General features: G+C 63.1%; 19 protein-coding genes. 11 read left to right on the top strand and 8 right to left on the bottom strand.

Annotated elements, in window-relative coordinates:
• Positions 1-2: 2 nt before the first annotated feature.
• Positions 3-962, bottom strand: coding sequence for a MerR family transcriptional regulator (locus C4K38_RS04930; RefSeq protein ID WP_053277490.1), 960 nt, complete (start codon positions 960-962; stop codon positions 3-5).
• Between the two features lie 213 nt (positions 963-1,175).
• On the opposite strand from C4K38_RS04930, the gene C4K38_RS04925 reads away from it, so the two are divergent.
• The 6 genes from C4K38_RS04925 to C4K38_RS04900 all read left to right on the top strand — a co-directional run bounded on the left by C4K38_RS04925 (position 1,176) and on the right by C4K38_RS04900 (position 4,242).
• Positions 1,176-1,748, top strand: coding sequence for an antibiotic biosynthesis monooxygenase (locus C4K38_RS04925; RefSeq protein WP_025806449.1), 573 nt, complete (start codon positions 1,176-1,178; stop codon positions 1,746-1,748).
• Between the two features lie 162 nt (positions 1,749-1,910).
• Complete coding sequence (gene folM, locus C4K38_RS04920) at positions 1,911-2,621, top strand: dihydromonapterin reductase (protein ID WP_053278317.1); 711 nt, start codon at positions 1,911-1,913, stop codon at positions 2,619-2,621.
• Between the two features lie 21 nt (positions 2,622-2,642).
• Positions 2,643-3,203, top strand: coding sequence for a GTP cyclohydrolase I FolE (gene folE / locus C4K38_RS04915; RefSeq protein WP_053277489.1), 561 nt, complete (start codon positions 2,643-2,645; stop codon positions 3,201-3,203).
• A 2-nt stretch (positions 3,204-3,205) separates the two neighbouring features.
• Positions 3,206-3,577: a dihydroneopterin triphosphate 2'-epimerase gene (gene folX / locus C4K38_RS04910; protein WP_007929829.1), complete on the top strand. Its 372-nt coding sequence runs from the start codon at positions 3,206-3,208 to the stop codon at positions 3,575-3,577.
• 37 nt (positions 3,578-3,614) lie between these two features.
• Positions 3,615-3,911, top strand: coding sequence for a DUF1244 domain-containing protein (locus tag C4K38_RS04905; protein ID WP_007929830.1), 297 nt, complete (start codon positions 3,615-3,617; stop codon positions 3,909-3,911).
• Positions 3,904-4,242: a HopJ type III effector protein gene (locus tag C4K38_RS04900; RefSeq protein WP_053277488.1), complete on the top strand. Its 339-nt coding sequence runs from the start codon at positions 3,904-3,906 to the stop codon at positions 4,240-4,242. The genes C4K38_RS04905 and C4K38_RS04900 overlap by 8 nt, the downstream gene beginning before the upstream one ends.
• A gap of 168 nt (positions 4,243-4,410) precedes the next feature.
• On the opposite strand, the gene trxB is transcribed toward C4K38_RS04900, so the two are convergent.
• Positions 4,411-5,367, bottom strand: coding sequence for a thioredoxin-disulfide reductase (gene trxB, locus C4K38_RS04895; RefSeq protein ID WP_053277487.1), 957 nt, complete (start codon positions 5,365-5,367; stop codon positions 4,411-4,413).
• A gap of 313 nt (positions 5,368-5,680) precedes the next feature.
• On the opposite strand from trxB, the gene cysZ reads away from it, so the two are divergent.
• Both cysZ and C4K38_RS04880 read left to right on the top strand, forming a co-directional pair.
• Positions 5,681-6,436, top strand: coding sequence for a sulfate transporter CysZ (gene cysZ / locus C4K38_RS04885; RefSeq protein WP_009042209.1), 756 nt, complete (start codon positions 5,681-5,683; stop codon positions 6,434-6,436).
• Positions 6,437-6,476: 40 nt separating this feature from the next.
• Positions 6,477-7,676 (top strand): glycosyltransferase family 4 protein, encoded by a 1,200-nt coding sequence (locus tag C4K38_RS04880; protein WP_053277486.1) that lies wholly within the window; start codon positions 6,477-6,479, stop codon positions 7,674-7,676.
• A gap of 107 nt (positions 7,677-7,783) precedes the next feature.
• Here the strand turns inward: C4K38_RS04880 and C4K38_RS04875 are convergent, their stop codons facing one another.
• From C4K38_RS04875 to C4K38_RS04865, 3 genes are all read right to left on the bottom strand, one after another.
• Positions 7,784-8,887, bottom strand: coding sequence for an NADH:flavin oxidoreductase (locus tag C4K38_RS04875; protein ID WP_053277485.1), 1,104 nt, complete (start codon positions 8,885-8,887; stop codon positions 7,784-7,786).
• A gap of 207 nt (positions 8,888-9,094) precedes the next feature.
• Complete coding sequence (locus C4K38_RS04870) at positions 9,095-9,577, bottom strand: glutathione peroxidase (protein WP_053277484.1); 483 nt, start codon at positions 9,575-9,577, stop codon at positions 9,095-9,097.
• Positions 9,578-9,712: 135 nt separating this feature from the next.
• Positions 9,713-10,198, bottom strand: a complete 486-nt coding sequence (locus C4K38_RS04865; RefSeq protein WP_007929845.1) for an FKBP-type peptidyl-prolyl cis-trans isomerase — start codon at positions 10,196-10,198, stop codon at positions 9,713-9,715.
• On the opposite strand from C4K38_RS04865, the gene C4K38_RS04860 reads away from it, so the two are divergent.
• From C4K38_RS04860 to C4K38_RS04850, 3 genes are all read left to right on the top strand, one after another.
• Positions 10,167-10,505 carry a DUF3565 domain-containing protein gene (locus C4K38_RS04860; protein ID WP_081001433.1) on the top strand — a complete coding sequence of 113 codons (339 nt, stop codon included), beginning with the start codon at positions 10,167-10,169 and terminating at the stop codon, positions 10,503-10,505. The two genes, C4K38_RS04865 and C4K38_RS04860, sit on opposite strands and share 32 nt — an antisense overlap.
• Positions 10,506-10,567: 62 nt before the next feature.
• Positions 10,568-12,667: a phosphate acetyltransferase gene (gene pta, locus C4K38_RS04855; protein ID WP_053277482.1), complete on the top strand. Its 2,100-nt coding sequence runs from the start codon at positions 10,568-10,570 to the stop codon at positions 12,665-12,667.
• Positions 12,668-13,573 carry a 1-acylglycerol-3-phosphate O-acyltransferase, YihG family gene (locus tag C4K38_RS04850; protein WP_053277481.1) on the top strand — a complete coding sequence of 302 codons (906 nt, stop codon included), beginning with the start codon at positions 12,668-12,670 and terminating at the stop codon, positions 13,571-13,573.
• A 163-nt stretch (positions 13,574-13,736) separates the two neighbouring features.
• Here the strand turns inward: C4K38_RS04850 and cysN are convergent, their stop codons facing one another.
• The 3 genes from cysN to C4K38_RS04830 form a co-directional block, all read right to left on the bottom strand.
• Positions 13,737-15,635, bottom strand: a complete 1,899-nt coding sequence (gene cysN, locus C4K38_RS04845) for a sulfate adenylyltransferase subunit CysN (protein WP_053277480.1) — start codon at positions 15,633-15,635, stop codon at positions 13,737-13,739.
• Positions 15,636-15,647: 12 nt separating this feature from the next.
• Positions 15,648-16,565 (bottom strand): sulfate adenylyltransferase subunit CysD, encoded by a 918-nt coding sequence (gene cysD, locus C4K38_RS04840; RefSeq protein ID WP_007929849.1) that lies wholly within the window; start codon positions 16,563-16,565, stop codon positions 15,648-15,650.
• Positions 16,566-16,825: 260 nt separating this feature from the next.
• On the bottom strand, positions 16,826-17,584 hold the full coding sequence (locus C4K38_RS04830; RefSeq protein ID WP_009042201.1) for a Nif3-like dinuclear metal center hexameric protein: 759 nt from the start codon (positions 17,582-17,584) through the stop codon (positions 16,826-16,828).
• Positions 17,585-17,637 lie beyond the last annotated feature (53 nt).

The following is a 17,637-nucleotide window of genomic DNA, read 5'->3' as shown; positions in this document are numbered from 1 at the left end:
GCTCAGGTATCGAGCGTACCGCTGAGAAACTGCCGCAGGCGCTGCATCATCAAACGCCCGTCATTGCCCAGGCAGCCCACCGGCGAAGCGCTCAGGCTGTCCTGGGCCAACTCGGCGACATCCCCCGCCAGCATCAGCGGACACTCCAGGGTCAGCGCCAGGCGATTCAAACGCCGAGGCAGTTCCGGCGCCGGGGCGTGATTGGAAAACAGCACCAGCGCCTGGGGCTTGATCTTCTCGCAGACCAGGGTCAGTTCGTCGAACGGCTGCCCCAGCGCCAGCACCCGGACTTCCACTTCAGCACTGCCCAGCATCAGCGCCGCCACCAGCAACTCCAGCTCCCGGCATTGCCCGGCAAGCGCCGCCAGCAGCACCGGGCGCGCCTGGTTGCCGCGCTGCAACAGCAGGCGCTGGGAGATCCTCGAACGCAGGAAGTTATCCAGGAACAGCCATTCGCTGGTGTGGCCGTAAGGCTCCTGGTGCTGCGCCAGCTGCCGCCAGAACGGCATGAGGATGTCCTGGAACACCACCGACAGCGAATAGCTGGAGAAGATCTGGCCGTACAGCCGCTCCAGGTGCGGTTCGTCGAACCCGCCGACCGCCCGCTTGAGCTGCCCCTGCCACTGCAGGTAATCGCCCGATTCACTGTCGCCCGGCAGGGCCTGCGGCACCTCGCGGGCGGCCCGGGTCTTGGCGAGGATCTTGCCGACCTTGCTGACCGCGACACCACGGTCGATCCAGCCAAGAGTCTCGCGGACTGTCTCAACATCGTGCATCGAATACAAACGATGCCCACTTTCGGTGCGCGTCGGCTGGATCAGCCCATAACGACGCTCCCAGGCCCGCAGGGTCACCGGGTTGATCCCCGTAAGCCGTGAAACTTCCCGGATTGGAAACAGATCGTCCTGCGAGGCTTGGCCAAGGGGCTGTGCCGGGCGGGCAAGTTCAGTAATGACGGGCATCTGGGCAGAAAACACCGATGGATAAAGTGACGGCCATTCTACCCCCCATCGGTGACAGTTCCTCAACACAGGGCAAAGCGACCGCTGCCTCTGGTGTATTTGTCACAATCAGGAATAATCCTTGCTTGCTTCCAAGACGCAGCCCAATACCCCGGTGCTGCGTCCGGCGTATTGCCTTACCCAGGCAACGCATTGGTTTTACGGAGATACATAATGTCTACCTCACCCGTCACCCTGATGGTCGCCCGGCGTGTCGCCGATGGCCGTTACCAGGACCTGATCGCCTGGCTGCGCGAAGGCGAACAATTGGCTACCGACTTCCCCGGTTATCTCGGCTCCGGCGTGCTCGCTCCGCCGCCCGACGATGACGAATTCCAGATCATCTTCCGCTTCGCCGACGAGCAGACCCTGCACGTCTGGGAACACTCCGCCTCGCGCACCGCCTGGCTGGCCCGCGGCAGCGACCTGTTCGCCCATCCCCATGAACACCGAGTCAGCGGCATCGATGGCTGGTTCGGCGCGGTCGGCCAGCGCCCACCCCGCTGGAAGCAGGCGGTGGCCATCTGGCTGGCCTTCTTCCCGGTGTCGCTGATCTTCAACTTCATCCTCAACCCGCTGCTGGGCGAACTCAGCCTGGTGCCGCGCGTGCTCGTCAGCACCCTGGCCCTGACGCCGCTGATGGTCTACTGGTTCATTCCGCTGTCCACCCACCTGTTGTCCGGCTGGTTGAACAGCACGCCGGCCCGTCCACTGCCGACAGCGCCGTCCCCACAGAGCCACCTGTAGGAGCCGGCTCGCCGGCGACGAAGGATAACGCGGTCTGCCAGACAGGCCGCGGAACCATCGTCGCGGGCAAGTCGAATCGCCGCCCGCTCGCTCCTACAACGGCTTGGGCGAACCCGGCCCGGCGCTGGTATAGTTTTGCTCTACCTGCGACGCGAGCCGTTCATGACTACTTCCCCTGCCCCGATCCTGATCACCGGCGCCGGCCAGCGTGTCGGCCTGCATTGCGCGTTGCGCCTGCTGGAAGAGGGTCACCGGGTGATCATCAGCTACCGCACAGAGCGCCCGGGCGTGCAGGCCTTGCGCGAGCGTGGCGCGATTGCCCTGTTCGCCGACTTCTCCAGCGAAGCCGGGATCCAGGCCTTCATCAGCCAATTGCACGAGCACACCGACAGCCTGCGGGCGATCGTGCACAACGCCTCGCAATGGCTGGAAGAAACCCCCGGCCAGGAAAGCGCGGCCTTCGCCGACATGTTCAGCGTGCACATGCTCGCGCCCTACCTGATCAACCTGCATTGCGCCGACCTGCTGCGACACTCCAGCCCCGCCGACATCGTGCACATCGGCGACGACGTCACCCGCCGCGGCAGCAGCAAGCACATCGCCTATTGCGCCACCAAGGCCGGCCTCGACAGCCTGACCCTGTCCTTCGCGGCGAAATATGCCCCGACGATCAAGGTCAACGGCATCGCCCCGGCTCTGTTAATGTTCAATTCCGACGACGACGCGGCCTACCGCGCCAAGGCCCTGGCCAAGTCCGCCCTGGGCATCGAGCCCGGTTGCGAGGTGGTCTACCAGAGCCTGCGTTATCTGCTCGACAACCCTTATGTCACCGGCACTACCCTGACCGTCAACGGCGGGCGGCACCTCAAGTAAGGCTTCCCGCGAGGACGTTACATGACGCTTTCCCTGCCCCAGCATTACCGCGAGATCCTCAAGGATCTCGGCGAAGACCCCGAGCGCGAAGGCCTGCTCGACACCCCGCAACGCGCGGCCAAGGCCATGCGGTACCTGTGTCATGGCTACAGCCAGTCGGTGGACGAGGTGGTCAATGGCGCGCTGTTCGCCTCCGACAACGATGAAATGGTCATAGTCGCCGACATCGAACTCTATTCCCTGTGCGAACATCACCTGCTGCCCTTCATCGGCAAGGCCCATGTGGCTTATATTCCCACCGGCAAGGTGCTGGGCCTGTCGAAGATCGCCCGGATCGTCGACATGTTCGCCCGCCGCCTGCAGATCCAGGAAAACCTCACCCGGGAAATCGCCGACGCGGTGCAGCGGGTGACCCAGGCCGCCGGGGTCGCGGTGGTCGTCGAAGCCCAGCACATGTGCATGATGATGCGCGGCGTCGAGAAGCAGAATTCGACCATGCACACCTCGGTGATGCTCGGCGCCTTTCGCGAGTCGAGCACCACACGCCAGGAATTCCTGCAATTGATCGGACGGAGCAAGTAGCAATGCCACAACTTCAGCCAGGAATGGCTCGCATCCGGGTCAAGGACCTGTGCCTGCGGACCTTCATCGGAATCAACGAGGACGAGATCCTCAACAAGCAGGATGTGCTGATCAACCTGACCATCCTGTATGCCGCGCAAGAAGCCGTGCGCGACAATGACATCGACCATGCGCTGAACTACCGCACCATCACCAAGGCGATCATCGCCCACGTGGAGGGCAACCGCTTTGCCCTGCTCGAGCGCCTGACCCAGGAAATCCTCGATCTGATCATGGCCAACGAATCGGTGCTGTACGCCGAGGTCGAAGTCGACAAACCCCACGCCCTGCGTTTCGCCGAGTCGGTGTCGATCACCCTCGCGGCCAGCCGCTGATATCATCCGCGCCACATTTGATTGCACAGAGCCGAACATGACCGAGCAACAACGCCTGGAACTCGAAGCCGCCGCCTTCCGCCGCCTGGTCGCGCACCTGGACAGCCGCAAGGACGTGCAGAACATCGACCTGATGAACCTCGCCGGCTTCTGCCGCAACTGCCTGTCCAAGTGGTACAAGGCCGAGGCCGACGAGCGCCAGATCGAGGTCAGCCTCGATGACGCCCGTGAAGTGGTGTATGGCATGCCCTACGCCGAGTGGAAGAATCTCTACCAGAAAGAAGCCAGCGCCGAGCAGCAAGCGGCGTTCGCCAAAGGAAAACCCCATGACTGACCTGAACCCCCTGCGCGCCAGCCTCAAGAGCGGCGAGCACGCCTTCGCCGACACCCTGGCCTTTATCGCCGCCGGCTACGACTACCAGCCACAGGCCTTCAACAACGGCGGCGTGGAAAATGCCGCCGGGCAGAACGAAGGTTCGTGCAAGACCCTGGGCCTGGCCCTGCTGGAAGGCTTGAGTGACGAAGAAGCGCTGTTGGCGTTCGGCGAGCATTACCGCTCGGTGCTGGCCACCCCTGAAGGCAGCGACCACGGCAATATCCGAGCGCTGATCGCCCATGGCCTGGCGGGTGTGAAGTTTGCGCAGCAGCCACTCAAACGCCGCTGACCTCTGTAGGAGCGAGGCTTGCCCGCGAAGGGAGACACTGAGGGCTATCTGAAGCACCGCGTTGTCTGGATCGCGGGCAAGTCGGATCGCCGCCCGCTCGCTCCTACAGAAGAAGCAGATACAAAAAAACCGGCCTGAGCCGGTTTTTTCATTTCAAGGGTCTGAGAATCAAGCGTTCTGCAGATCGTCCAGGTAACGCTCGGTGTCCAGGGCAGCCATGCAGCCGGCACCGGCCGAGGTAATGGCCTGACGGTACACGTGGTCGGCCACGTCGCCGGCGGCGAAGATGCCCGCGATGCTGGTCGCGGTGGCGTTGCCTTCACGGCCGCCCTGCACCACCAGGTAGCCGTCCTTCAGCTCCAGCTGGCCTTCGAACAGCGAAGTGTTCGGAGTATGGCCAATGGCGATGAACACGCCGTCGACCTTGATCTCGTCGAAGCTGCCGTCGTTGTTCTTCAGGCGCGCACCGGTGACACCCATGTTGTCGCCCAGCACTTCGTCCAGATTGGCGTTCAGCTTGAGCTCGATCTTGCCTTCGGCAACCCGGGCATTGAGCTTGTCGATCAGGATCTTCTCGGCGCGGAAGGTATCGCGACGGTGGATCAGGGTGACCTTGCTGGCGATGTTGGCCAGGTACAGGGCTTCTTCGACAGCGGTGTTGCCGCCACCGACCACGGCCACTGGCTTGTTGCGATAGAAGAAACCGTCGCAGGTCGCGCAGGCCGATACGCCCTTGCCCATGAAGGTTTCTTCCGAAGGCAGGCCCAGGTAACGGGCGCTGGCGCCGGTGGCGATGATCAGGGCGTCGCAGGTGTAGGTCGCGCTGTCGCCGGTCAGGGTGTAAGGCTTGGCGGCGAAGTCCACGGCATTGATGTGATCGAAGACGATTTCGGTCTCGAAACGCTCGGCGTGCTCACGCATGCGCTCCATCAGCGCCGGGCCGGTCAGGCCGTGGACGTCGCCCGGCCAGTTGTCGACTTCGGTGGTGGTGGTCAGCTGACCGCCGGCCTGCATGCCGGTAATCAGCAGCGGCTTCAGGTTGGCGCGGGCGGCATAGACCGCGGCGCTGTAACCGGCAGGGCCGGAACCGAGAATAATCACACGCGAATGACGTACATCAGACATGACTCACTCCTATCGACCGGCCCGGATCACTGGCGCGGAACGCCGGATTGCCGGCTGGAATAAAAAAGGACGGCGAAAGCACTTGGGGAAGGCTTCAGGTTCGCCCGTCCGAAAAATAATGGGTGCAGCGTATAGAGGGGGCGAAGATTAAGGAAATACGGTTTAACAATCCAGCTCATAGGAGGTCTCTATCCGGTATCGGTGTATTTACCGGCGCCTTTGTTACAGTTGATGTCGACCTAACGACCGTGCTTTCGCCGGTGGGGCAAAGCCGGTAAGGTCGGCGCGTTTTCCCCCTTGCACGGAGCTCCCTATGCCCGCCCCCGTTCTGTCCGGCCCGCAATACCTGCGCGAAGGCCTCAAGCTGGTGCTCAGCCCCGGCCTGCGTCTGTTCGTCCTTTTGCCCCTGGCCATCAACCTGGTGCTGTTCGTCGGATTGATCTATTTCGCCGGCCATCAGTTCAGCCTGTGGGTCGACACCCTGATGCCTTCTTTGCCGGACTGGCTGAGCTTTCTCAGCTACATCCTCTGGCCGCTGTTCGTGGTGCTGGTGCTGCTGATGGTGTTTTTCACCTTCACCATGCTGGCCAACGTGATCGCCGCGCCCTTCAACGGTTTCCTCGCGGAAAAAGTCGAAGTGGTGGTCCGCGGCACCGACGACTTCCCGCCCTTCAGCTGGGCCGAACTGCTGGCCATGATCCCGCGCACCCTGGCCCGGGAAATGCGCAAGCTGGGTTATTTCCTGCCGCGGGCCATCGGCCTGTTCATCCTGTCCTTCATTCCGGTGGTGAACCTGGTGGCCGCGCCGCTGTGGCTGCTGTTCGGCGTGTGGATGATGGCGATCCAGTACATCGACTACCCGGCGGACAACCACAAGCTGGGTTGGAACGAGATGCTCGCCTGGCTGCGGGAAAAGCGCTGGCAGAGCATGAGCTTTGGCGGGATCGTCTATCTGGTGCTGCTGATCCCGGTGGTCAACATCCTGATGATGCCGGCGGCGGTGGCCGGCGCGACGCTGTTCTGGGTGCGTGAGCGCGGCGCGGAAAACCTGGTGGCCCAGCAACGCTGAGCGGGTCACAAATCCATCATCGCAACGTCACAATGACGACATGGCCTCGGCTGACACTGAGGCCATGACGACAGCTCTGCATATCACTCTGATCACCGAAACCTTCCCACCGGAAATCAATGGCGTGGCCAATACCCTTGGCCGCCTGTGCGATGGATTGCGCGCCCGTGGACACCAGGTGGAACTGATTCGCCCGCGCCAGGGCAGCGATCAGAGCCGGATCAGCGACGAAGGTCTGCTGCTGTGCCGTGGCTGGCCGCTGCCGGGTTATCCGGGGCTGCAATGGGGCCAGTCGTCGATGCACAAACTGTTGCGACGCTGGAAACGTCATCGCCCGGATGTGCTGTACATCGCCACCGAGGGCCCGCTGGGCCTGTCCGCGCTGCGGGCGGCGCGGCGCCTGGGGATTTCCGTGGTCAGCGGTTTCCACACCAACTTCCAGCAGTACTCCAGCCAGTACGGCCTGGGTTTGCTGACGCGCCTGCTGACCCACTACCTGCGCTGGTTCCACAACCGTTCCAAGTTGACCCTGGTGCCCAGCGCCAGCCAGCGCCTGGAACTGGAGCGACGCAACTTCGAGCGCCTGGCGCTGCTGTCGCGCGGGGTCGACAGCCAGCTGTTCCACCCGGCCAAACGCCTCAACGAGCTGCGCGAAAGCTGGGGCCTGGGCAACGACGATATCGCGGTGATTCATGTCGGCCGCCTGGCGCCGGAGAAGAACCTGGGCCTGCTCAAACGCTGCTTCACCCAGCTGCAGAACACTTATCCACAGCAGGCCATGAAGTTGATCGTGGTGGGCGATGGCCCGCAACGCGCGGTCCTGCAGAAGGAGTTGCCGGACGCCGTGTTCTGCGGCTCGCAACGCGGCGAAGCGCTGGCCAGTCACTATGCGTCGGGGGATCTGTTTCTGTTCCCGAGCCTGACCGAAACCTTCGGCAACGTGGTGCTCGAGGCCCTGGCCTCGGGGCTGGCCGTGGTGGCTTACGACCAGGCCGCGGCGGCCCAGCATATTCGCCATGGCTACAACGGTGTGCTGGCGATGCCCGGGGACGAATGCGCGTTCTGCGATGCGGCCAGTTGGCTGCTGGAAGAGCCCGAGACCCTGCGTCGGGTGCGCCTCAATGCCCGCCAGCACGCCAGCCGCCAGGGCTGGGCGGCGATCATCGAGCAGTTTGAAACCCAGCTGCGTGGTGCCTGCACGGAAGAAGTGGTGGTACCTCAAGGGCGTTTGTTGCCCTAGCGCTGAAAACATCAGAGCCAAAAGCATCGCGGGCAAGCCTCGCTCCTACACGGACGGTGATCCTGTAGGAGCGAGGCTTGCCCGCGATAGCATTCCAGAGTCTGAGCTTAAACTAGCGTCATCAACGCCTCACGGCTGAACGGCAGGATGTCCTGCTCGCGGCCGTCACGCACCTTCTGCGCCCAGTCCGGGTCCACCAACAATGCGCGCCCTACGGCCACCAGGTCGAACTCATCGTTGTTCAAGCGCTCCAGGAGCTTTTCCAGGCTCGCCGGCTGCGCCACCTTGTCGGTGTTGACCATGAACTGCAGGAACTCGCCGTCGAGGCCGACGCTGCCCACGGTGATGGTCGGCTTGCCGGTGAGCTGGCGGGTCCAGCCGGCCAGGTTCAGCTCGGAGCCCTCGAACTCCGGCTCCCAGAAACGCCGGGTGGAACAGTGGAAGATATCCACACCGGCGTCTGCCAGCGGTTTGAGGAACTCGCCCAGGGCCTCGGGGGTTTGTACCAGGCGGGCGCTGTAGTCCTGCTGCTTCCATTGCGAGAAGCGGAAGATGATCGGGAAGCCAGGCCCCACCGCGGCGCGTACAGCCTGGATCAGCTCGATGGCAAATCGCGAACGCTGGGCCAGGTCACCGCCGTACTCGTCGGTGCGCTGGTTACTGCCCTCCCAGAAGAACTGGTCGACCAGGTAGCCGTGGGCGCCGTGGATCTCCACGCCGTCCATGCCGATGCTCTGGGCATCCTTGGCGGCCTGGGCGAAGGCGGCGATCACTTCGCGGATGTCGTCCTGGGTCATGCCATGGACCACCACCTGGCCGTCCTTGAGTTTTTCCGACGGGCCGTAACCCGGCACGCTGGCATCCGGCTCGGTGCCCAGGCGGCGCACGTTGCCCACATGCCACAGCTGCGGAACGATCTTGCCGCCTTCGGCGTGCACCGCGTCCACCACCTTCTTCCAGCCGGCCAGGGCCGCTTCGCCATAGAAGCGCGGCACGTTCGGATAACCGTTGGAGGCCTTGTGCCCGACCGTGGTGCCTTCGGTGATGATCAGGCCGACCCCGGCCGCGGCGCGACGACGGTAGTACTCGATGACTTTCGAGTTCGGCACGCCACCCGGGGAAAACGACCGAGTCATCGGCGCCATCACCACACGGGTCGACAGCTCCAGGGCACCCAGCTGAAAGGGTTTGAACAAGGCTTGAACGGGCATGCTGTACTCCAGGGCTGAGGGTCTGAATCGCGGGAAGCGGCAGGTCGAGCGGGTGCGCCGACGGCCTTATGATGGCGATAATATTCCGAGCCCCAGGCAACGCCCAGCACTATTGATCAGGGTGATTAAGGTGCCAAAGCGCAGAGAAGCGAGAGGTGCGCGAACGCGCGGTAAAACTGGCCGGGCAGCGGGGCCCGGCGTGCAGATTCAGCTCAAGGCTTTTTCGATGGCCTGGACCACGGTCGGATCATCGGGTGCGGTGCGCGGGGAGAAACGCGCCAGGACGCGGCCGTCCTTGCCCAGCAGGAACTTCTCGAAGTTCCAGGTGATATCGCCCGGAAATTCCGCCCCTTCGCCCGCCAGCAGACGGTACAACTGATGGCGCTCCGGACCGTTGACTTCCAGCTTGCCGCTCAACGGAAAGGTCACCCCGTAGTTGAGGCTGCAGAACTCCTGGATCTCCTGCTCGGAACCCGGCTCCTGCCCGGCGAACTGATTGCACGGCAGGCCCAGCACGCTGAACCCCTGGCCCTTGTATTGCTGGTAGAGGTTCTCCAGCGCCGCGTATTGTGGTGTCAGACCACACTTGGAGGCGACGTTGACCACCAGCACGACGTGCCCCTTGAAAGGCGCGAGCGGTAGCTCCTGACCATCCAGGGCTTTCAATTTAAGGTCGTGAAAAGCACTCATGACGAACTCCAAATTCCCGTGTTCTTCCAGAAAACAGCCACTCGACAGTACCGCCTGTTGCCCGGCAAGAAAAGTCGCCGACTAAAAAGGCGCCCTCGGGCGCCTCTCCAGTCAGACTTGAGCTTAGCGCAGAAATCAGTGGTGATGGCCACCTTCGCCATGGACGTGACCATGGGCGATTTCTTCCTGGCTGGCGTCACGGATGTCGACAACCTTGACCTTGAAGTTCAGGCGCTGGCCGGCCAGCGGGTGGTTGCCGTCGACGGTCACGTCGTCGCCGTCCAGGTCGCGGATGGTGACGATCTGCATCTGGCCGTCCGGAGCGGAAGCGTGGAACTGCATGCCCACTTCCAGTTCGTCGACGCCTTCGAACATGCTGCGGCTCAGGGTGCTGACCAGTTCGGCGGCGTATTCGCCGTAGGCATCTTCCGGCTCAACGGCAACGCTCAGCTCGTCGCCGACGTTCTTGCCTTCCAGGGCCTTTTCCAAGCCTGGAATGATGTTCCCTGCGCCATGCAGGTAGACCAGCGGGGCGCCGCCGGCAGAGCTGTCGATGACCTCACCAGCGTCGTTGGTGAGGGTATAGTCGATGGAGACAGCCTTATTGGCGGCGATCAGCATGGGGCGAGACCTTTTGCATAAGAATGAAGAACGTCCAAGTTTAGCGAAGCAATCGCCCGAAAGCGAACGGAACCCGGACAAACGGAACTTAACGCCAGGCCCGACTGTCGTCGGCTTTCATCAGGATGAGGACGGCCACTGGGTCGTCGAGCTGTCCTGTGGCCATACCCAGCACCTGCGCCACCAGCCGCCCTGGCAATCCCGGACCTGGATCCTGGATCCGCGCAAACGCAGGGAAAAAATAGGCCAGCCCTTTGCCTGCGGTTGGTGCGCTCAAGGCTCGGTTAGCGCTAACCTTGGCGCCTGAATTTCCGGTAGAGCATTAAACCTAAGCGCCTCACCGTTGCCATGCACCCGTCGAGAATCCGCATGCAAACTTTTTTTATCGCGCCCACCGATTTTGGTGTGGGTCTGACCTCCATCAGCCTCGGGCTGGTGCGTACCCTGGAACGGGCCGGCCTCAAGGTCGGCTTCTTCAAACCCATTGCCCAGCCTCACCCAGGCGATACCGGCCCTGAGCGCTCGACCGAGCTGGTGGCCCGCACCCACGGCCTGAAACCGCCGCAGCCCCTGGGTCTGGCCCATGTCGAACGGATGCTCGGCGACGGCCAACTGGACGAGCTGCTGGAAGAAATCATCACCCTCTACCAGCAGGCGGCCGTCGGCAAGGACGTGCTGGTGGTCGAAGGCATGGTGCCGACCCGCAGCGCCAGCTATGCCGCGCGGGTCAACCTGCACCTGGCGAAAAGCCTGGATGCCGAGGTGATCCTGGTGTCCGCGCCGGAAAACGAAGTGCTCACCGAGCTGTCCGGTCGCGTGGAGCTGCAGGCGCAGCTGTTCGGCGGCCCGCGCGATCCGAAAGTGCTGGGGGTGATCCTCAACAAGGTGCGGACCGACGAAAGCATGGAGGCCTTTTCCGCTCGCCTGAAAGAGCATTCGCCCCTGCTGCGCAGCGGCGACTTCCGCCTGCTCGGCTGCATCCCCTTCCAACCGGAACTGAACGCACCGCGCACCCGCGACGTGGCCGACCTGATGGGCGCCCAGGTGCTCAACGCCGGCGACTACGAAAGCCGGCGCATGACCAAGATCATCATCTGCGCGCGCACCATGCGTAACACCGTGGAGTTGCTCAAGCCCGGCGTGCTGGTGGTGACGCCCGGCGATCGCGACGACATTATCCTCGCCGTGAGCCTGGCAGCGATCAACGGTGTGCCCCTGGCCGGGCTGCTGCTGACCAGCGACACCCTGCCCGATCCGCGGATCATGGAGCTGTGCCGCGGCGCCTTGAATGCCGGCCTGCCGGTGCTGTCGGTGAGCACCGGCTCCTACGAGACCGCCAACCAGCTGAATGGCCTGAACAAGGAAATCCCCATCGATGACCGCGAGCGCGCGGAGATCATTACCGACTTCGTCGCCAGCCACCTGGACGCCAAGTGGCTGCACCAGCGCTGCGGCACGCCGCGGGAAATGCGCCTGTCGCCAGCGGTGTTCCGCTACCAGTTGATCCAGCGCGCCCAGGAAGCCAACAAGCGCATCGTCCTGCCCGAAGGCAGCGAGCCGCTGACCGTACAGGCCGCGGCGATCTGCCAGGCGCGCGGCATCGCCCGTTGCGTGCTGCTGGCCAAACCCGCGGACGTCGAGGCGGTCGCCCGGGCCCAGGGCATCGAGTTGCCGCCTGGCCTGGAAGTCATCGACCCGGACCAGATCCGCGAACGCTACGTCGAGCCGATGGTGGCGCTGCGCAAGAGCAAGAGCCTCAATGCGCCGATGGCCGAACAGCAACTGGAAGACCCGGTGGTGATCGGCACCATGATGCTGGCCCTGGACGAAGTCGATGGTCTGGTGTCCGGCCTGATCCACTCCACCGCCAATACCATCCGCCCGGCCCTGCAGCTGATCAAGACCGCGCCGGGCTGCACCCTGGTGTCGTCGGTGTTTTTCATGCTGTTCCCCGAGCAGGTGCTGGTCTACGGCGACTGCGTGATGAACCCGCACCCGAGCGCCAGCGAGCTGGCCGAGATCGCCCTGCAAAGCGCCGACTCGGCGGCCGCGTTCGGCATCACCCCGCGGGTGGCGATGATCAGCTATTCCAGCGGCGAATCGGCCAGCGGCGAAGAAGTGGAGAAAGTCCGCGAAGCCACCTTGCTGGCCCATGAAGCCCAGAGCTCGCTGCTGATCGACGGCCCGTTGCAATACGATGCCGCGGCCAACGAGGCCGTGGCCCAACAACTGGCACCCAACAGCCAGGTCGCCGGCAAGGCCACGGTGTTCGTGTTCCCCGACCTGAACACCGGCAACACCACCCACAAGGCCGTGCAGCGCAGCGCCGACTGCGTCAGCCTCGGGCCGATGCTGCAAGGCCTGCGCAAGCCGGTGAACGACCTGCCCCGTGGCGCCCAGGTCGACGACATCGTCTACACCATCGCCCTGACCGCGATTCAAGCCGCCAACCGACCTCTGGATGTGTAAATGCTGGATTTTCTACCTGCACCGCTGCGCGGCGTGATCGCCTCGCTGTTGTTGGCGCTCAACACCATCGTCTGCTGCACCCCGCTGTTCGTGGTGGCGATCTTCAAGTTGCTGCTGCCCTTCCCGGCGGCCCAGCGCTTCACCGACTGGCTGATGAGCCACATCCATGAAGCCTGGATCAGCAACAACAAGGCCTGGATGAGCCTGCTCGGGCACACCCGCTGGCACCTCAGCGGGCTCGACAGCCTGGACTACCGGCACTCGTACCTGATCACCAGCAACCACCAGAGCTGGGTCGACATCATGGTCCTGCAATACGTGCTCAACCGCCGTATCCGCCCGCTGAAGTTCTTCCTCAAGCAGGAACTGATCTGGGTCCCGGTGATCGGCCTGGCCTGGTGGGCCCTGGGTTTCCCCTTCATGAAGCGCTACTCCAAGGCCTACCTGGAAAAACACCCGGAGAAAAAGGGCAAGGACCTGGAGACCACCCGCAAGACCTGCGCGAAATTCCGCGACAACCCGGTGGGCATCTTCAACTTCGTCGAAGGCACACGCTTCACCAAGGCCAAGCATGCGCAACAGGCCTCGCCGTTCCGCTACCTGCTCAAGCCCAAGGCCGGCGGCATCGCCTTCGTGCTGGATGCCATGGGCGAGCAACTGGAATCCATCGTCAACGTCACCATCCACTATCCGGCAGGCCAGCCGGGTTACTGGGACCTGCTGTGCGGCAAGGTCAATGAGGTGGTGGTGCATTTCGAGGAGCTGCCGATTCCACCGCAGTTCATCGGCAAGAACTACGACCAGGATGGCGTGTACCGCCTGGAGTTCCAGGGCTGGATAAACCAGCTGTGGCAGAACAAGGATGCGCTGCTGGAACAGATGCATCGGGAGTATCCGGGGAAGTGATGAAGCGCCTGTAAGGGCCTCATCGCGGGCAAGCCTCGCTCCTACACAGGAGCAACACGCTCGCTTCTGTAGGAGCGAGGCTTGCCCGCGATAGCTTTCTCAAGGCCACAAAAAAGCCCGCCGTCGATCACTCGACGGCGGGCTTTTTACTGACCGCTAAGGCTTAGATCGCGCCGCGCTTGCGCAGCAGTTCCAGCACTTGCTTGACGCCCTCTTCCAGCGACACGGACTGGGTGTCGATCACCAGATCGGCATCCAGCGGCACGTCGTACGGGAAGGACTCGCCCGGGATGTTATCCCCACCAGCGGCGTACAGGCCCTGCGGATCACGCTCGGCACAGGCCGCTGGCGAAGCCTGGACGTAGACCGTCAGCAGACGCTCCTTGCCGATCAGGTCCCTGGCCTGTTCACGACCTTCCGCACTCGGTGCGACGAACGCCGCCAGGGTCAGCAGGCCGGCTTCGTTGAACTGACGCGCCACGTGCGCGGCACGCCGCCAGTTCTCGGTACGTCCGGCGCGATCCTGGGGCAGGCCCTTATTCAGGTCGTGACGCAGGTTCTGGCCGTCGAGGACGAACACCGCACGACCCAGGTCGAACAGCTTGCGCTCGACCGCGTAGGCCAGGGTGCTCTTGCCAGCGCCGGACAGGCCGCTGAACAGCACGGTAGCCGGTTGCTGGCCGAAGCGCTGGGCGCGCTCCTCGGTGGCTACATGGGCCAGCTTGCCATGGTGCGTGGCGCTGCCATGCACCACAGGCTGGGCGACGATCATGCCGGCGCCGACGGTGCCGTTGGTCAAGCGGTCGATGACGATGAAGGCACCGGTGGTGCGGTTGCTGTCGTAACCGTCGAGGGCGATCGGCGCGTCGAGGGCGATCTTGACCTTGCCGATTTCGTTCAGCTGCAGAGCGCTGGCCGGACCTTCTTCAAGGGTGTTCACGTCGACCCTGTTGACGATGCTGGCGATGGAGCCCGGCACGTAACTGGTGGCGCGCTTGATGTCGTATTTCTTGCCCGGCAGCATCGGCTCTTCGGCCATCCATACCAGCATGGCTTCGAAGCTGTCGGTCACCGGTGGTACGTTGTCGGCATGCACCAGCAGGTCGCCACGGGAGATGTCGATCTCGTCTTCCATGGTCAGGGTCACGGCCTGGCCCGGGCCGGCATGCTCCAGCTCGCCTTCGAAAGTGACGATGGATTTCACCCGGCTGCTCTTGCCCGACGGCAGCACCACGACTTCGTCGCCCTTGTGCACGATGCCGCTGGCCAGGGTCCCGGCGAAACCACGGAAGTTCAGGTTCGGACGGTTGACGTACTGCACCGGGAAGCGCAGGTCGGTGAAGTTGCGATCGCCCGCCACTTCCACGGTCTCGAGGATTTCCATCAGCGACTGGCCGGTGTACCACGGCGAGCGCTCGGACTTGTTCACCACGTTGTCGCCCTTGAGGGCCGACATCGGCACGAAGTGCAGGCTGGTGGGCTTCATCTTCAGGCCTTCGGCGAACTTCAGGTAGTCGGCCTTGATCGACTCGAACACGCCCTGGTCGAAGTCCTTGAGGTCCATCTTGTTGATGGCCACGACGATGTGCTTGATGCCCAGCAGGGAGGCGATGAAGCTGTGGCGACGGGTCTGGGTCTGCACGCCGTAACGGGCATCCACCAGGATGATCGCCAGGTCACAGGTGGAAGCACCGGTGGCCATGTTGCGGGTGTACTGCTCATGGCCGGGGGTGTCGGCGATGATGAATTTGCGCTTGGCGGTGGAGAAGTAGCGATAGGCGACATCGATGGTGATGCCCTGCTCACGCTCGGCCTGCAGGCCGTCGACCAGCAACGCCAGGTCGATGTCGTCACCGGTGGTGCCGACTTTTTTCGAGTCGCGGGTAATGGCTTCCAGATGGTCTTCGTAGATCATCTTCGAGTCGTGCAGCAGGCGCCCGATCAGGGTGCTCTTGCCGTCGTCGACGTTACCGCAAGTCAGGAAGCGCAGCAGTTCTTTGCGTTCGTGCTGGGCCAGGTAGGCGAGGATGTCCTCGCTGATCAATTCGGATTGATGCGACATGTTAGACCCTACTTAGAAATAGCCCTGACGTTTCTTGTCTTCCATGGAACCGGCGCCATCGTGATCGATGACCCGGCCCTGGCGCTCGGAAGTTCGCGTCAGGAGCATTTCCTGAATGATGTCCGTCAGGCTTTCGGCCTCGGACTCCACCGCGCCCGTCAACGGGTAGCAGCCAAGGGTACGGAAACGCACCTTCTTCTTGACGATGCGGGCCTTCTCCTCGTCGGAGAGGTGCTCAAGAATGCGCTCGTCGTCGATCATGATCAGGGTGCCGTTCTTCTCGATCACTTCGCGCTCGGCGGCGAAGTACAGCGGCACGATCGGGATGCCTTCGAGGTAGATGTATTGCCAGATGTCCAGCTCGGTCCAGTTCGACAGCGGGAAGACGCGGATCGACTCGCCCTTGTTGACCTTGCCGTTGTAGACGTTCCACAGCTCGGGGCGCTGGTTCTTCGGGTCCCAGCGATGCTTGCTGTCGCGGAACGAGTACACGCGCTCCTTGGCGCGGGATTTCTCTTCGTCACGCCGGGCACCGCCGAACGCCGCATCGAAACCGTACTTGTCCAGCGCCTGCTTGAGGCCCTCGGTCTTCATGATGTCGGTGTGCTTGGCACTGCCGTGGGTGAAGGGGTTGATGCCCTGCGCAACGCCTTCCGGGTTGACGTGGGTGATCAGTTCCAGGCCCAGCTCTTCGACCATGCGATCGCGGAACTTGTACATCTCCTGGAATTTCCACTGGGTGTCGACGTGCATCACCGGAAACGGCAGCTTGCCCGGGAAGAACGCCTTGCGCGCCAGGTGCAGCATCACGGCGGAGTCTTTACCGATGGAGTACAGCATCACCGGGTTGTCGAACTCGGCGGCCACCTCGCGGATGATGTGGATGCTTTCCGCCTCCAGCTGTTTCAGATGCGTCAGTTTGTCGACCATGGCTACTCACGAAAGCTTTCTTATGGACGGCCTGCGGGCCGTGTTCGAGCGGGGCATGCTAGCACAGCGACCTCTTCTAATCAGGACGCCGACTAGATCGAAACGGTATATGAATATACCCGCCTGTTTGTTGTGTTCAGGTCCTTCTGTAGCCGCTGTCGCAGGCTGCAATCGACTGCGCGGCAGTGTGCTCTTGAAGGTCCTTCGACCAGCGTGGCCTGGGCCATCGCAGCCTGCGGCAGCGGCTACAGGACAAGGCTTTATATAGGGTTCGGGCAGTCGATGAACAAGTGCTCGAGGGCGAAGCGTCGGGCCAGGTAATCCCCCAGCGCCTGCACGCCGTAACGCTCGGTGGCGTGATGACCGGCGGCGATAAAACTGATGTCGTTTTCCCGGGCGCTGTGGAAGGTCTGCTCCGACGCTTCGCCGCTCAGGTACAGATCGACGCCGGCCAGCACCGCCTGATCGATGTAGCCCTGGCCGCCACCGGTGCACCAGCCGACACGCCGGATCATCTTGCTGCCTTCGACCACCAGCGGCTCGCGCCCCATCACCTCCTGGACCTTGCGCGCGAAGTCCCGTGCGGTCATGGGCTCGGCGAGGGAACCGACCAGCCCGACGATCTTCAGGTTGTCCGGGTCCAGCGGACCTTCCACAGTAATATCCAGTTGCCGCGCCAGTTGCACGTTGTTGCCGACGTCCGGGTGCAGGTCCAGCGGCAGGTGATAAGCCAGCAGGCTGATATCGTGCTTGAGCAGGGTTTTCAGCCGGCGCTGCTTCATGCCGGTGATGCAGGGGTTCTCGCCTTTCCAGAAATAGCCGTGATGCACCAGCACCAGATCGGCATTGGCCTCCACCGCGGCATCGAGCAACGCCTGGCTGGCCGTGACGCCGCTGACAATGCGCATCACCTGTGGCCGGCCTTCGACCTGCAGGCCATTGGGGCAGTAATCGGCGATTCGCGAACTGCCCAGGTAGCGGTCCGCCTCCTCTACCAGAGTGCTCAGGGCAACGGCCATAAAAGACTCCTAAATATCCCGTTCAGAGGCGCGCGCGGCCTCGTATAATGCGC

Source organism: Pseudomonas chlororaphis subsp. piscium (assembly GCF_003850345.1).
Lineage (GTDB): Bacteria > Pseudomonadota > Gammaproteobacteria > Pseudomonadales > Pseudomonadaceae > Aquipseudomonas > Aquipseudomonas piscium.
This window is presented reverse-complemented; position numbering and strand designations above follow the sequence as displayed.

Coding starts and splice junctions, on each gene's coding strand:
- C4K38_RS04930 (WP_053277490.1), bottom strand. CDS start 962: ATGCCCGTCATTACTGAACTTGCCCGCCCGGCACAGCCCCTTGGCCAA.
- C4K38_RS04925 (WP_025806449.1), top strand. CDS start 1,176: ATGTCTACCTCACCCGTCACCCTGATGGTCGCCCGGCGTGTCGCCGAT.
- folM (WP_053278317.1), top strand. CDS start 1,911: ATGACTACTTCCCCTGCCCCGATCCTGATCACCGGCGCCGGCCAGCGT.
- folE (WP_053277489.1), top strand. CDS start 2,643: ATGACGCTTTCCCTGCCCCAGCATTACCGCGAGATCCTCAAGGATCTC.
- folX (WP_007929829.1), top strand. CDS start 3,206: ATGCCACAACTTCAGCCAGGAATGGCTCGCATCCGGGTCAAGGACCTG.
- C4K38_RS04905 (WP_007929830.1), top strand. CDS start 3,615: ATGACCGAGCAACAACGCCTGGAACTCGAAGCCGCCGCCTTCCGCCGC.
- C4K38_RS04900 (WP_053277488.1), top strand. CDS start 3,904: ATGACTGACCTGAACCCCCTGCGCGCCAGCCTCAAGAGCGGCGAGCAC.
- trxB (WP_053277487.1), bottom strand. CDS start 5,367: ATGTCTGATGTACGTCATTCGCGTGTGATTATTCTCGGTTCCGGCCCT.
- cysZ (WP_009042209.1), top strand. CDS start 5,681: ATGCCCGCCCCCGTTCTGTCCGGCCCGCAATACCTGCGCGAAGGCCTC.
- C4K38_RS04880 (WP_053277486.1), top strand. CDS start 6,477: ATGGCCTCGGCTGACACTGAGGCCATGACGACAGCTCTGCATATCACT.
- C4K38_RS04875 (WP_053277485.1), bottom strand. CDS start 8,887: ATGCCCGTTCAAGCCTTGTTCAAACCCTTTCAGCTGGGTGCCCTGGAG.
- C4K38_RS04870 (WP_053277484.1), bottom strand. CDS start 9,577: ATGAGTGCTTTTCACGACCTTAAATTGAAAGCCCTGGATGGTCAGGAG.
- C4K38_RS04860 (WP_081001433.1), top strand. CDS start 10,167: ATGGAGACAGCCTTATTGGCGGCGATCAGCATGGGGCGAGACCTTTTG.
- C4K38_RS04865 (WP_007929845.1), bottom strand. CDS start 10,198: ATGCTGATCGCCGCCAATAAGGCTGTCTCCATCGACTATACCCTCACC.
- pta (WP_053277482.1), top strand. CDS start 10,568: ATGCAAACTTTTTTTATCGCGCCCACCGATTTTGGTGTGGGTCTGACC.
- C4K38_RS04850 (WP_053277481.1), top strand. CDS start 12,668: ATGCTGGATTTTCTACCTGCACCGCTGCGCGGCGTGATCGCCTCGCTG.
- cysN (WP_053277480.1), bottom strand. CDS start 15,635: ATGTCGCATCAATCCGAATTGATCAGCGAGGACATCCTCGCCTACCTG.
- cysD (WP_007929849.1), bottom strand. CDS start 16,565: ATGGTCGACAAACTGACGCATCTGAAACAGCTGGAGGCGGAAAGCATC.
- C4K38_RS04830 (WP_009042201.1), bottom strand. CDS start 17,584: ATGGCCGTTGCCCTGAGCACTCTGGTAGAGGAGGCGGACCGCTACCTG.